Source organism: Streptomyces luomodiensis (genome assembly GCF_031679605.1).
Classification (GTDB): Bacteria; Actinomycetota; Actinomycetes; order Streptomycetales; family Streptomycetaceae; genus Streptomyces; species Streptomyces luomodiensis.
In genome coordinates this window covers 4,049,493-4,062,612 of sequence record NZ_CP117522.1, presented here as the reverse complement: position 1 = coordinate 4,062,612, position 13,120 = coordinate 4,049,493, and the positions used below count along the sequence as shown (strand labels likewise).

At 71.6% G+C, this 13,120-nt stretch carries 12 protein-coding genes, 1 other RNA gene and 1 pseudogene; 7 read left to right on the top strand and 7 right to left on the bottom strand.

Annotated features, from left to right (window positions below):
• Position 1 precedes the first annotated feature (1 nt).
• Positions 2–481: an SsrA-binding protein SmpB gene (gene smpB, locus PS467_RS17095; RefSeq protein WP_268972410.1), complete on the top strand. Its 480-nt coding sequence runs from the start codon at positions 2–4 to the stop codon at positions 479–481.
• Positions 482–595: 114 nt separating this feature from the next.
• Positions 596–965, top strand: a transfer-messenger RNA (tmRNA) gene (gene ssrA, locus PS467_RS17090).
• Positions 966–1,029: 64 nt separating this feature from the next.
• On the opposite strand, the gene PS467_RS17085 is transcribed toward ssrA, so the two are convergent.
• The 4 genes and pseudogenes from PS467_RS17085 to tgmA form a co-directional block, all read right to left on the bottom strand.
• Entirely contained in the window at positions 1,030–1,467 is a 438-nt protein-coding gene (locus PS467_RS17085) for an NUDIX hydrolase (RefSeq protein ID WP_311036021.1), read from the bottom strand.
• Positions 1,468–1,478: 11 nt separating this feature from the next.
• Positions 1,479–2,669: an ATP-grasp peptide maturase system methyltransferase gene (tgmC, locus tag PS467_RS17080; protein ID WP_311036020.1), complete on the bottom strand. Its 1,191-nt coding sequence runs from the start codon at positions 2,667–2,669 to the stop codon at positions 1,479–1,481.
• Positions 2,647–3,629: pseudogene (tgmB, locus tag PS467_RS17075) on the bottom strand (ATP-grasp ribosomal peptide maturase). The gene tgmC and the pseudogene tgmB overlap by 23 nt, the downstream one beginning before the upstream one ends.
• An 8-nt stretch (positions 3,630–3,637) precedes the next feature.
• Positions 3,638–4,438, bottom strand: coding sequence for a putative ATP-grasp-modified RiPP (gene tgmA / locus PS467_RS17070; protein WP_349256486.1), 801 nt, complete (start codon positions 4,436–4,438; stop codon positions 3,638–3,640).
• Positions 4,439–4,590: 152 nt separating this feature from the next.
• Here tgmA and PS467_RS17065 point away from each other — a divergent pair, with 152 nt between their 5' ends.
• From PS467_RS17065 to PS467_RS17055, 3 genes are all read left to right on the top strand, one after another.
• Positions 4,591–5,883 carry a helix-turn-helix domain-containing protein gene (locus PS467_RS17065; RefSeq protein ID WP_311036018.1) on the top strand — a complete coding sequence of 431 codons (1,293 nt, stop codon included), beginning with the start codon at positions 4,591–4,593 and terminating at the stop codon, positions 5,881–5,883.
• Positions 5,884–5,893: 10 nt separating this feature from the next.
• On the top strand, positions 5,894–6,241 hold the full coding sequence (locus PS467_RS17060) for a hypothetical protein (protein ID WP_311036017.1): 348 nt from the start codon (positions 5,894–5,896) through the stop codon (positions 6,239–6,241).
• Positions 6,242–6,313: 72 nt separating this feature from the next.
• Positions 6,314–6,448 carry a hypothetical protein gene (locus PS467_RS17055; protein WP_311036016.1) on the top strand — a complete coding sequence of 45 codons (135 nt, stop codon included), beginning with the start codon at positions 6,314–6,316 and terminating at the stop codon, positions 6,446–6,448.
• A gap of 21 nt (positions 6,449–6,469) precedes the next feature.
• Here PS467_RS17055 and PS467_RS17050 read toward each other — a convergent pair whose 3' ends face one another.
• The gene (locus tag PS467_RS17050) at positions 6,470–7,396 is read right to left on the bottom strand and encodes a zinc-binding dehydrogenase (RefSeq protein ID WP_311036015.1); all 927 of its coding nucleotides are present in this window, start codon (positions 7,394–7,396) and stop codon (positions 6,470–6,472) included.
• A gap of 111 nt (positions 7,397–7,507) precedes the next feature.
• On the opposite strand from PS467_RS17050, the gene PS467_RS17045 reads away from it, so the two are divergent.
• On the top strand, positions 7,508–8,197 hold the full coding sequence (locus PS467_RS17045) for a TetR/AcrR family transcriptional regulator (RefSeq protein ID WP_311036014.1): 690 nt from the start codon (positions 7,508–7,510) through the stop codon (positions 8,195–8,197).
• 39 nt (positions 8,198–8,236) lie between these two features.
• Here PS467_RS17045 and PS467_RS17040 read toward each other — a convergent pair whose 3' ends face one another.
• Complete coding sequence (locus PS467_RS17040) at positions 8,237–8,638, bottom strand: DUF3592 domain-containing protein (protein ID WP_268972400.1); 402 nt, start codon at positions 8,636–8,638, stop codon at positions 8,237–8,239.
• A gap of 125 nt (positions 8,639–8,763) precedes the next feature.
• On the opposite strand from PS467_RS17040, the gene dacB reads away from it, so the two are divergent.
• Positions 8,764–10,338, top strand: a complete 1,575-nt coding sequence (gene dacB / locus PS467_RS17035) for a D-alanyl-D-alanine carboxypeptidase/D-alanyl-D-alanine endopeptidase (RefSeq protein ID WP_311036013.1) — start codon at positions 8,764–8,766, stop codon at positions 10,336–10,338.
• A 495-nt stretch (positions 10,339–10,833) separates the two neighbouring features.
• On the opposite strand, the gene yicI is transcribed toward dacB, so the two are convergent.
• Positions 10,834–13,119, bottom strand: a complete 2,286-nt coding sequence (yicI, locus tag PS467_RS17030) for an alpha-xylosidase (RefSeq protein ID WP_311036012.1) — start codon at positions 13,117–13,119, stop codon at positions 10,834–10,836.
• Between the last annotated feature and the right edge of the window lies 1 nt (position 13,120).

Genomic DNA, 13,120 nt, shown 5'->3' with positions numbered 1-13,120 from the left:
TATGGCTAAAGAGACGGGTCGCAAGCTGATCGCGCAGAACAAGAAGGCGCGGCACGACTATCACATCCTGGACACGTACGAGTGCGGTCTGGTGCTGACCGGGACCGAGGTGAAGTCGCTGCGCCAGGGCCGCGCCTCGCTCGTGGACGGCTTCGCCCAGCTCGACGGCGGCGAGGCATGGCTGCACAACGTGCACATCCCCGAGTACAGCCAGGGGACGTGGACCAACCACGCGGCGCGCCGCCGGCGGAAGCTGCTGCTGCACCGGGCGGAGATCGACAAGCTGATCGGCAAGTCCCAGGAGACCGGGCACACCCTGGTGCCGCTGTCCCTGTACTTCAAGGACGGCCGGGCCAAGGTCGAGGTCGCCCTGGCCAAGGGCAAGAAGGAGTACGACAAGCGGCAGACGCTCCGGGAGCGGCAGGACCGCCGGGAGGCCGAGCGGGCGATCTCGGCGGCCCGGCGGCGGCAGCGGGCCTGACCGGCCGCAAGGCACGACCGGGGCGGCGGGAATGATGTGGCCCCGTCGCGCGTTGTTCACCTATGATGGCTCTGTGCCCCACACGAGGGCGCGGCACCTTTGAAAAAACAACATGGGGATGATCGGTTTCGACACCGGCTGTCGAAGCAGGGGAAGCGAGCCGAGGAAGCGGCAATGATCTCGTAAACCATATGCCGAAACCAATAATCGCCAACACCAAGCGCGATTCCTTCGCCCTCGCTGCCTAAGTAGCGACTTGCGAAGTGTCAGCCCGGGGCTGTTCCCGACCCGGATCCTGGCATCAGCTAGGGAACTAAACCACTAGACCCGGTCACGGGGTGTAGTGGGAAATCAAACAGTGACTGAGCCCGTCGGAGACTTGTTCGCGTGATCTCCGGGGCCGAGAAAAGCACAGCGAACTGCGCTCGGAGAAGCCCTGTTCCCACACCGGTGGACGCGGGTTCGATTCCCGCCATCTCCACTCATCCCATGTACGACGAAGGCCCCGCCACCCGGCGGGGCCTTCGTCGTGTTCGCGGTGACCCGCTTCAGCCGCTCCGATCGGCCAGGAGCAGGGCGAGCGGCCCGGCGGGGAGCAGGAAGCGGCCCTCGACGGCGGCCACGATCGCGTCGGCCATAGGCCACCAGGACAGCTTGAAGTCCTGTTCGGTGGGGGTGAGCCGCTGTGGACCGACGGACAGATCGCGTGCTTCGTAGAGGTGGACCCTGGCGGCCGTTCCCAGGGTGATGGCGTATGTGCCCAGCGGACGCCATCGCGCGGCTGTGATGCCCGCTTCCTCCTTCAGCTCCCGGCGAGCGCATTCGTCCGGGGTCTCGCCCCTCTCCTCCCGCCCGCCGGGGAGGAACAGATACTCGCCGCCGTGCCGGGGGAACGGGGCGCTCAACAGCGCGACCAGGCCGTTCTCGTCACGGGCCACCACTACCGAGGCATCGCGGGCCGCACCGTCACCGGGAATCTCGCTCATGGCGGGCGAGCCTATCGGCGCCTCCCGCAGACGAGCCGGTGTTCCCAGCGCAGTGCGGGCCGGTCGTCGATCCAGTAGGTGTGAGAGCTGGGGGTGACGCGGAGCCGCACGGTGCTGATGTCGGGGCGTCCGGCGGCCTGCCAGGCGGTGAGCGCGTGCTCGATGTCGTCCCACAGCGCCAGCGGACCGCCCTGCCGGACTGCCCAGCCCGAGCCGTTCTCAGTGAACTCGGCGAACGATTCGCGGCCGGTGTCGAACACGTAGAGTTGCCGAGTGCCATCGCCCCTGGCGGCGCGCACGAGCTGGGCGCCGGGCGTGGCGAGCTGGGCGAGGAAGGCGGGCATCCACTCCTCCAGCAGCGTCGGCGCCACCTTCGCCTCGCGCTCGCTGTCGGCGTAGGCGATCCGCGCCGACAGGTCCCCGGCGAGCGGTACGGCGGCCTGCGAGCGCGCCTGCATGAACGACGACTCCCCGATGATCCGCCCCTCGGCCGTACCGTCGTCGTTCACGGCGACCTTGGCGAGGCCGGTGCCGTACGCCCATGAGCCGGGGGCTAGCGTGGTGAGAATGGTGCCGCCCGGCTTGGTCTGGCGTACCCAGGTGTGGGGGATACGGCGTACCGCGCACGTGGCGATGACATGGTCGTAGGGGGCGCGGCGGGGGTGGCCGAGGAGCCCGTCACCGGTCACGGTCCATGTGGAGTATCCGGCGGCCTCCAAGGCGGCATCCGCACGGGCCGACACGCCCGGGTCCACTTCGATCGTGGTGACGTTGTCCTCGCCGAGCCGGTGGCACATCAGGGCGGTGGAGTAGCCGGTACCGGTGCCGATCTCCAGCACGGTGTGACCGTCCTCGATGTCCAGGGCTTCGATCATGTCGATGACCGTCACAGGCGTGGTGGAGGATGACGTAGGCACGCCAGGGACAGGTTCGGCGGCCTGGTCGGCGGTGAGGTGCCCGTCCAATTGCGTCACCAGGGACTCGTCGCGATAGGCGATCTTGGACCATTCCTTCGGGTCGGTGCCGAGCGCGGTGACGGGCCGCCAGTGTTCGCCGTCGGTGGGCAGGAACACGCCGGGCTGGAGGAACAGTTCACGGGGTACGGCCTCGACCGCTGCGCGCCACGTCGGATGGGTGAGGACTCCGGCCTCCTGGAGCCGGTCGGCGAGGGCGCGCCGTTCAGTCGCGGTGTCGGGCATCATCGGGGTTGTCTCCTTGAGCGAGCAGGTCGGCGAAGGCGGCGGCCATCGGCAGGCCGGTTTTCTCCTCCAGCCACCCCCATTGGCCGTTCGGGTTCAGCTCCAGCCAGTGGGGTTCGTGGTCGCGGTCGAGGGCGAGGTCGAAGCTCCCGGAGGGGAGGCCGAAGTGGTCGAGACAGGCGAGGAGCGCCTTCTCCAGCCGATCCGGCAGGTCTACCACGCGGTACGAGAGGGCGGAGTAGTCCTTGCGCCAGTCCAGCAGGCCGGAGTCGATGCGGACGGCGAACGGCCGTCGGCCGACGATCAGCACCCGCAGGTCGGCGATCTTGTCCACACGGGCTTGGAACAGGTGCGGAGCCACGGCCACGGCGTCGTCCACCTCGTCGGCGGTCACGGGCTCGGCCCAGCTGGTCAGGCTGATGCCGTCTCGCTCGTACGGGGTCCATCGCAAGTGATCACCTGACCGTGCGCGGCGATGAACCTGCGCGCCTCGCCAGGGTCGTTGGTCACCAGCGTCGCGGGCACGGTGAAGCCGAGGCGTGCGGCTGTGGCGAGTTGGGTGGGTTTGTGGTCGGCCGCCGCGTTGCGGACAGGGTGGTTGACCCATAGCGGGCCGTCGAGGGCGTGGAGGACGCCGGCGATTCCGTGGCGGACCTGCGCTGCGGCGTAGCGTGCGTCGTCCGCGTCCAGGTGATCGAAGGCGGGCCAGGCGGGGCGGCGCCAGTACACCGCCCGTACATGTTCCAGGTCGGCGGTCCTCGACGGGGTACGGAGCTGCCCGGCCACTGAGGTGGAGGCCGGGCGGCCACCGAATCGCGCCGAGACCGTCAGCGCCCCGGTTGGGAGATCCGCAGGATTGAAGCGGACCACGGGAACATCGCGCTCGTTGAGATGGGTGATCACCATGTCGGCGGTGATGTCGAGCGGTTCCGTGACCACCAGGACCGGTTTCGTGTCGGCCATCGGGGCTGTCAGTCCTGCTGGGAGTCCTGGTCGGAGCCCGCGTCGTTGCGCGAGTCCAGGTTTGTCACGGTCGATGTCGAGGTGGCGGAGCTGGTGCCGTGCTTGCCCATCTCGACCACCAAGCCGTCACGGTCGCGGAACACGCCGGTCTGGGAGTCCGGATCGATGGTGACGGTGGTGAACGGCATCTCTGCCGCCGCGGGGTACGGACCGAGTCGGCGCAGGCCCCAAGGGCGGACCGGGGTGGGCCGCTCCGGGATGGTGCACTCCGCCCATACGCCTTTGCCCCACGGCTTGGGATCGATGCCCCACCGGGAGGCGACGGCCTCCACCACGGCCATGCCGCGCCCGGACTCAGCGGTTTCGCTCGCATGGACGACGCGCGGGACGGCGCGGGACCGGTCGAACGTGGAAATGCGCAGGAGGTGATCGCCGGGGCGTTCGACCTTGACGCGGAAGCAGCCGCGCTGCTCGGGGTCGGGGATCGAGCGGACGGTGTGCACGATCGCGTTGGTGGCCAGTTCCGAGGCGATCAAGCGGGCGTCGTCCACCAAGGCGTCCAGCCCCCAGGCGCGCAGGGTGGCGGCGACGGACAGCCGCGCGATGCGCACGGACTCCTCGGTGCAGGGGAGCGACTGAGTGTAGGCCGGATGCCCGGTTCCGGGGGGGGGAGCGGTGAGGGCTTGCTGATCATCATCGTGGTCATCTCGTCGGCTTTCCGGTGGGTGGGCCAGGCACCGTGGAGACCCCGGGGAATGGGGCTCGCCGCATGCCGTTGGGAATGCCCGGTCTGCCGCCGGGCGTGTCATCACCATCGCGGCCCACCGCCTCGTGCGGGAGCGTGAGGTGGCATTCCGCACGTCGTGTGCCGAACCCGCACATGGCGTGCTTCCGTACGCCCTCCTCACCCGCCCGCGGTATCCCTGATGTCGTGTCTCCCGTTGTTCCGTAGGAGGTACCTATGGACGTTGGTTCGGCGAGAGTTGACATCGGGTCGATCCTTCGTGGCGCCCGCTGCGCCGCCCGCCTCACCCAGGCGCAAGTCGGCCAAGCGTGTGGCTACTCCGCGTCGGCCGTCTCCCGGATCGAGTCCGGTCGCATGCGGCTCGACCACGCCGTGCTGGTGCGGTTCGCGGCGTTCTTGCACCTCCCACTCGACCGGCTGATCGCGACTCCTGTGCCGGGCGGACCCATGGTCGATACCGTGGAGTGTCCATCGGGCGAGGAGGATGCGGTGCGTCGTAGGGAACTGCTCACCGGTGCGTTGGCGGCCGGGGCAACGGCCGTTGTAGGCACCGCACCAGCCGGTGCCGCGTCCGGCCCCTTCGACCCGGCGGCCGGCCTCGAGGACGCTCTCTTCCGGCTCCCCTCTGCTGCCCCGGTTCCGCCGGCCCGCCTCGTCCAGCAGGCAGCGGCCGCACGATCGGACTTCTGCGCCGCTCGCTACACCTCTCTCGGTCGCGCGCTCCCGGGCCTGCTCGCCGCGGCCTCGGCGACGCGGGACGCGTCGAGCGGGCGGGCGCGCGAGCAGGTGAGCATGGTGCTCGCGCGGGCATATGTGCTGGCTGCCGAGTTGGCGCTCAAACAGCACAACGACGCGGCCTGGGTGGCTGCCGACCGTGCGCTGACCGCGGCCCGGGACAGCGGCCACCCGGTTCCGATCGGTGAGTCCTCTCGGGTGCTCGCGATCACCATGCGGCGCTCGGGACGGTGCCCGGCCGCGGTGCGGCTGCTCACCCAGGAGGCGGCCGATTTGGATGTGGACCGGTCCTCGACCGGGGCGGTGCGTACGACGCTGCTGCTGACAGCCGCGTACACAGCGGCCACCAGCAGGGACCGCGCCACGGCGCTGGGCCTGCTGGACGAGGCCCAGGAGGAGACGGAGCGGCGCCAGGCGGTACCGGGACTGTTCACCGTGGACGCCGGCCAGACACAGGTGGACGTGTACCGGATCGGCGTGCTCAACGCACTCGGCACGCCTGACGAGGGCGTGAAGGTCGCCGCACGGCTGAACATCGACCGCATGCCGACGGCGGAGCGCCGTGCCCGCGCCTGGACGGATACGGCCCGCATGTGGCATGCCCTCGGCGACCATCCGCAGACCTTCGCGGCGCTCCGCAAGGTGGAGCAGGAGGCGCCACAGGAAGTGCGGCGGCCAGCACTGCGTGCCCTGACGGCGGACCTGCTGTACCTGCCCGCCCGCGTGCCGGGCGTGCGGGAATTCGCGGCCCGCACCGGGGCCCTGCCCAGCTGACGGTCTCCTCATGGCCGGGGCAGCGGCGGAAGGCAACGTGAGCTTCGTCCGGATCGGTGATGTGGAGTCCGTATGGGATGACCTGGTGGGGATCTACAAGGAGTGCTGGGCGCACAAGCTCCACCTGCCGCACTACGCCCCGGAGACATTCGGGGAGCGGCTGCACCGGCACGCTGTCGAACCGGGTTGGGAGGCCGTGGTGGCGTACGACTCCGGTGAGCCCATCGGCTACATCTACGCCAACCGGCTCACCGGAGGGGATGACCGCTGGTGGCGCCGCATCCGGCCAGAGCCCAAGCCCACCATGGCGGGGGCTTCCACGGTCGCGGTGAAAGAGATGATGGTCCGCCAGCGGTGACGCAGGCAGGGGACGGCCCGCAAGCTCCATGACGTGCTCCTGGCCGGGCGCCCCGAGACGCAGGTCTCGTTGATGGTGAACCCTTTGAACCAGGACGGGAGGGTGCAGGCCCTGTACGTCTCGTGGGGGTACGTGGTGGTGGGCACCGCGCAGTCTTCGCCGGAGGCGCCGGTCCTGACGGTGATGGTGCGTCCCACCCGGGTGTAGGGCTGTCGGCCGGCCGGTGGGTCAGGCGATGTCCAGGACCGCCTTGCCGTGCAGGCGGCGCTCCAGCAGGGCGGCGACGGCCTCCTCGGCGCGGTTCCAGCCGCCGCGCCAGGCGATCTGGGGGTCGAGGTCGCCCGCCGCGACGCGTTGCGCGAGCCAGCCGAGATCCGGGCCGATGTCGGGGCGGTCCAGCAGGTAGAAGGTGACGATCGAGCGGTTGTGGCGGCCTTCGTTGCCGTAGAGGGCGCCGAACGGGAAGACCTCGGGCCGGCCCGCCACATGGCCGACGGAGACCAGGGTGCCGTGGGCCGCGAGATGGTCGTACGCCGCTACCAGCTGCGGTCCGCCGACCATGTCCACTACTCCGTGCACCGGCTCGCCGAGCTCCTCCGGTCCCGCGATCACCTCGTGCGCGCCCAGCGCCCGCAGGTCGTCGCCGTGGGCGTCCGGGTCGCCGGTGGTGGCGATGACGTGGGCGCCGCCGAGCCGGGCGAGCTGGACGGCGTAGCGGCCGACCCCGCCGGTGGCGCCGGTGACGAGGATGCGCCGGCCGAGGGTGTCGCCGATGCGGCGCAGGGCGCGCAGGGCGCTGCCGCCCGCGACCGGGATGGTGCTGATCGCGCCGGGGTCGGCGGCGGCGGGCTGGACGCCGAGCATGGTGGTGTCCACCGCGCGCAGCTCCGCCCAGCCGCCGTCCGCGCCCAGGGTGACGACCGGGGTTCCGGCGGCTGGGCCGGAGCCGTCGGCGGCCGCGCGCTCGATTACCCCGGCGGCGTCCCAGCCCAGCACCGTGCCGTCGGGGGCCTCGGTCCGGTGGGCCACCTCGCCGTAGTTGAGGGAGGTGGCGGTCACCCGGACCAGGGCCTGATGCGGGGCGGGTTGGGGGTCGGCGGTTTCGCCGAGGCGCAGGCCGGAGGGGGCGGAGTGGTCAACGAGCAGGGCGCGCATGGTGGTTCGCCTTTCGACGCGGGATGACGGACTCAGTTATGCCACTGAGTGGCACATGCGTGCAAGTGGCATCGCCAGGTGGCATCGTCCATGGCGGTTACACTCGTCGCCGTGACTGCCGCTGCCCCCTCCGCACTGCGCGAATCACTGCGCGAACGCAAGAAGCGGCGCACCCGCCAGGCGCTGATCGACACCGCGCTGGAACTGTTCACCCAGCGCGGCTTCGGCGGGGTGACGCTGGATGAGCTGTGCGAGGAGGTGGAGGTCTCCAAGCGCACCTTCTTCCGCACCTTCACCAGCAAGGAAGACGTCGCGATGGCCCCCGACCAGGACCTGTGGCGGGCCTTCCTGGGGGAGTTGGAGACCGCGGAGCCGGACGGGCTGCCGGTGGTGGAGCTGGGGCGGGACGCGCTGCTGGCCGCGCTGGAGCGGATGGACGACGAGGGGTGGACCCGGCGGCTGCTGCTCAGCCGGCGGCTGGCCGAGCGGACGCCCTCGATGGGCGCGCACGGTTTGCAGTTCTGCGAGGCCACCACGCAGCAGGCGCTGGAGATCCTGCACCGCCGGTTCGGCCTCGGGGCGCCGGGCGACCTCCGGCCGCGGCTGGCGGTGGACATGCTGATCGCCGCGTTCCGCGGTGCGGTGGCGGGCTGGGTGGCCCAAGCCGAAAAGGCCGACGGGACGGAGGGCGCGAGCCGTACGCGGGATGAGCCCCCACCCCGCCACGACCTGGCCGCCCGCCTCCGCGAGGCGATAGCCGCCCTCCCCGAAAGCCTCGCGCTCACGACCACGTCCGCCTGACGGCTGACCGCCGCGCCGTGCCGCGCCGATGGCCGGCCGTCAGCTGAAAGCGATCAGCAGGCCGAAGCCGAGGAAGAGCGTGCCGATCAGGGTCATGCCCACCGCCGGGCCCACCAGCTGGCGCCGCATCCACACCCGGGCCTTCCGCGAGTTGTCCGGGAGGTACACCACGCCCACTCTCCGGCCGGTCGCCAGCCCCATCCCGACGCCCTGGATCGCGGTCGTGAACTCCACCTCGTAGCCCTGGTGGTCGTGGAACCGGACGACCGGCGTCTGGGGCGAGTTCCCGCTCCGGCGGTCCACGACGTTGGCGACGACCAGCCCCTCCGTACGGACCCCCTCGCGACGCAGCCGTCGCACCAGGCGGGCATCGCGCACGGCGCAGGCGTAGAGGAATAGCCCGATCGTGATGCACAGCGCCTCGGCCGCGGGAGTGCCCATCGATGCGTCACCTCTCGTCGTGTTCGAATCCCCCGCCCGCCACAGGAGACGCGCTGATCCGGAGCTTTGGTTGCCGCGCCGCGCGCCCTGTCGCGAAATGACCGGGTGCGGGATGCTCCCGTGACATGAGCAGACCCATGAACCGTCGTACGAGCGGCTGGATCTGGCCCCTCGTCATCGGACTCGCCTGCACGCTCACCTGGAGCTCACCGGCCGGTGCCGACGCCGCCCGCGCCGGGCTCGGCGACGCCCTCGACACCGTGCTCGCCGACCCCCTGCTGAAGGGCGGTGCGGCCGGGGTGGTGGTCGCCGACGCCGACTCCGGCGCGGTGCTCTACCGGCACCGGCCGGACGACCGGCTGATGCCCGCCTCCAACACCAAGCTGTTCACCTCGGCCGCCGCCATGGGGCTGCTCGGCCCCGGCCACCGCTTCCGCACCGATGTCCTGACCGACGGCTCCCGCCGCGGCCATACGCTCCGGGGTGATCTGTATCTGCGGGGCACCGGCGACCCCACGATGCTCGCCGCGGACTACGACCGCCTGGCCAAGAGCGTCGCCGACGCGGGCATCACCGAGGTCACCGGGCGGCTGATCGCCGACGACACCCGGTTCGACGCACAGCGGGTGGGCCGCTCCTGGGCGGCCGACGACGAGTCCTCGTACTACGCGGCGCAGATCTCCGCCCTGACCCTCGCCCCCGACACCGACTACGACGCGGGCAGCGTCATCGTGGAGGTCACCCCGGGCGCGGCCCCCGGCGACCGGCCGAAGACCACCGTCACCCCGCCGAACGCCTACGTACGGATCGACAACCGCGCCACCACCGGAAGCGGCGGCCTCACGGTCGAACGGCGGCACGGCACCAACACCATCACCGTCAGCGGCGCCCTTCCCGCCGGGGCGGCGACCGTCAAGGAATGGGTCAGCGTCTGGGAGCCGACCGGCTATGCCGCCTCGGTCTTCGCCGACGCGCTCCACCGGCACGGCGTACGCGTGGCCGGGCCCACCCGCCTGGGCAGGGCCACCCCGGCGGACGCCCGCGCGCTCGCCGCACACCGCTCCATGCCGCTCAAGGAGCTGCTGATCCCCTTCATGAAGCTGTCGAACAACATCCACGCCGAAGCCCTCACCAAGGCCATCGGCTATGAGGCGGCCGGGCGCGGCACCTGGGACGCGGGCCTGGACGCGATCGCCGACTGGCTGAAGAAGCAAGGGGTGGACGCCGGCGCGGTGCGCCAGGTCGACGGCTCGGGGCTGTCCCGGATGGACAACATCGCGGCCGGGCGCCTCAGCGAGCTGCTGCTGTCGGTGCGTGACGAACCCTGGTACGCCGACTGGTACGCCTCGCTGCCGGTGGCCTGCGCCCCGGACCGGTTCGTGGGCGGCACCCTGCGCTCGCGGATGTGCGACACCCCGGCGGCGGGCAACGCCCGCGGCAAGACCGGCTCCCTGACCGGCGCCTCCGCGCTGTCCGGCTATGTCACCGACGCGGACGGCAGGGAGCTGGTCTACAGCGTGGTCCTCAACAACTACCTCGCGGAGTCGGTGAAGAGCCTGGAGGACGCGATCGTGGTGACGCTCGCGAAGTCCGGCGAGGGCCATGCGGAGGCGGTGGCGCCACGTACGGTACGGGACGCCACCGCCGGCGCGGCCGACGCCGGACGCGAATGCGCCTGGGCCAAGCCCCGCCGCTGCTGAGCGGCGGGGGCCGTGCCGGGCCGGCCCCCGCGGCTGCTGGGTGGCGGGGTTCGTGTCGGGTCGGGCTCCGGGGCGGCTGGGTCGGCGCTGGGTCCGGTCCGGGGGTGGCTGGGTGGCGGGGTCGGTGCTGGGTCCGGTCCCGGGGTGGCTGGGTGGCGGGGTCGGTGCTGGGTCCGGTCCCGGGGTGGCTGGGTGGCGGGGTCAGCGCGGGGCCAGCCCACGTCGCTGCTGGGTGGCGGGGTTTGTGTCGGGTCGGGCTCCGGGGTGGCTGGGTGGCGGGGTCGGTGCTGGGTCCGGTCCCGGGGTGGCTGGGTGGCGGGGTCAGCGCGGGGCCAGCCCACGTCGCTGCTGGGTGGCGGGGTTTGTGTCGGGTCGGGCTCCGGGGCGGCTGAGCCGCAGGATCAGTGCTGGGCCAAGAGCCCCGGAGCTGCTGAGCGGCGGCGTCAGCGCCGGGGTCAGCCCACGTCGCTGCTGAGCGGCGGCGTCAGCGCCGGGTCAGCCCCCGTCGTCGCTGAGCGTCAGCGGCAGCGTCAACGTGGCCGTCCCCGCCGCCGCGTCCGCCGATGGGCCGCCGGCCACCTCCACCCGCCAGGGTGCCGAGGTGCCGGTGGCCTCGGCGCGCAGTGTCGTTCCGTCCCGGACGACGGTGAAGGTGGCGGCCGTCGTGCCGTCCGGGTGCGGCACCCGCACCGTGACCGGTTCCGCCGAGGGTTCGTACACCCGCAGGGTGATCCCGTCCGCCCAGTCGGTGTCGGGGCGGTCGTCGGCCGCCCCGAACGGGATCACCGCGCCGGGCCGGGCCAGCAGCGGGACGCTGAGGAAGTCGTGGGTCTCGTGCACCCAAGCCGGGCCGCGCACCGTCCGCCCGCTGAGCACCTGCGTCCAGACCCCTTCGGGCACGTAGTACCGCACGTCGCCCTCGTCGTCGAAGACCGGCGCGACGAGCAGGTCCCCGCCGAGCATGTACTGCCGCTCCAGGCCCGCGCACCCCGGGTCGCCGGGGAACTCCAGGACCATGGCGCGCATCACCGGGATGCCCTCGGTGTGCGCCTGCCGGGCCGCCTCGTACAGGTACGGCATCAGCCGCAGCTTCAGCCGGGTGAACCGGCGCAGCACCTCGACCGACTCCTCGTCGAAGAGCCAGGGCACCCGGTAGGAGGACGAGCCGTGCAGCCGGCTGTGCGAGGACAGCAGCCCGAAGGCGAGCCACCGTTTGAACAGGGCCGGGTCCGGGGTGCCCTCGAAACCGCCGATGTCATGGCTCCAGAAGCCGAAGCCGGACAGACCCAGCGACAGCCCGCCGCGCAGCGATTCGGCCATCGCCTCGTAGGTGGACTCGCAGTCGCCGCCCCAGTGCACCGGGAACCGCTGGCTCCCCGCCGTGGCCGAGCGCGCGAAGACCACCGCCTCGCGCTCGCCGCGCCGTTCGCTCAGCGCCTCGTGGACGGTGCGGTTGTAGAGGTGGGCGTAGTAGTTGTGCATCCGCTCGGGGTCGGAGCCGTCCGCGTACACCACATCGGTGGGCACCCGCTCGCCGAAGTCGGTCTTGAAGCAGTCCACGCCCATGTCCAGCAGCGCGGTCAGCTTGGCCGCGTACCAGGCGCGGGCGGCGGGGCTGGTGAAGTCCACCAGCGCCATGCCCGGCTGCCACAGGTCCCACTGCCACACCGAGCCGTCCGGGCGTTTCAGCAGATGGCCGGCCGCCTTGCCCTCGGCGAAGAGCGGGGAGCGCTGGCCGATGTACGGGTTGATCCAGACGCAGATCTTCAGGCCCCGTTCGCGCAGCCGGCGCAGCATGCCCTCCGGGTCGGGGAAGACGCGCGGGTCCCAGGTGAAGTCGCACCACTGGTACTCGCGCATCCAGAAGCAGTCGAAGTGGAAGACGGACAGCGGCAGGTGGCGCTGCGCCATGCCGTCGACGAAGCCGGTGACCGTCTCCTCGTCGTAGGAGGTGGTGAAGGAGGTGGACAGCCACAGTCCGAAGGACCACGCGGGCGGCAGCGCGGGGCGGCCGGTGAGCGCGGTGTAGCGGCGCAGGATCTCCTTGGGGCTGGGCCCGTGGATGACGTAGTACGTGAGCTCCTGGTCCTCGGCGCTGAACTGGAGCCGGGAGACCGCCTCCGAGCCGACCTCGAAGGAGACCCGGCCGGGGTGGTCGACGAAGACGCCGTAGCCCGCGTCGGTGAGGAGGAACGGGACGTTCTTGTACGCCTGCTCGGTGGCGGTGCCGCCGTCGGCGTTCCAGATGTCGACGGCCTGGCCGTTCTTCACCAGCGGGCCGAAGCGCTCGCCGAGTCCGTAAGTGGAGGTGCCGACCCGCAGGGTGAGCCGTTCGCGCAGGTAGTGGTGGCCGTCGGCGGTCTCCATGATGCCCATGTCCTTGACGCCGCTGCTGGTGAGCGGGCGCCCGGCGGCCTCCAGGTCCATCCGCCAGGGCCCGGTGCGGGCGAACCGCACCGACAGATCGCCCGAGGTGAGCCGGGCCTCCTCGGCGTCGCAGCTCACCTCGGCGGTGTACTCCTGGCGGGCGATCTCGAACGACGGGCCGCGCTCCACCCCGCCCGCGAAGTGGGTGATCCGGATGGCGATCACCTCGGGCATGGGGGCGGTGCAGGTCAGGGTGAGGGCGGGGCCCTTGAGCAGATCCCCGCGGTGGCGGACGGGATGGGTGGGGGCGTGCACGGTGAGGGTGCCGGGGCCGGTCTCCACATCGAGCACCCCGGAGGGGTACGCGGCGCGCACGCCCTCGCGCAGCATCCAGTAGCCGTCGCTGAACTTCATG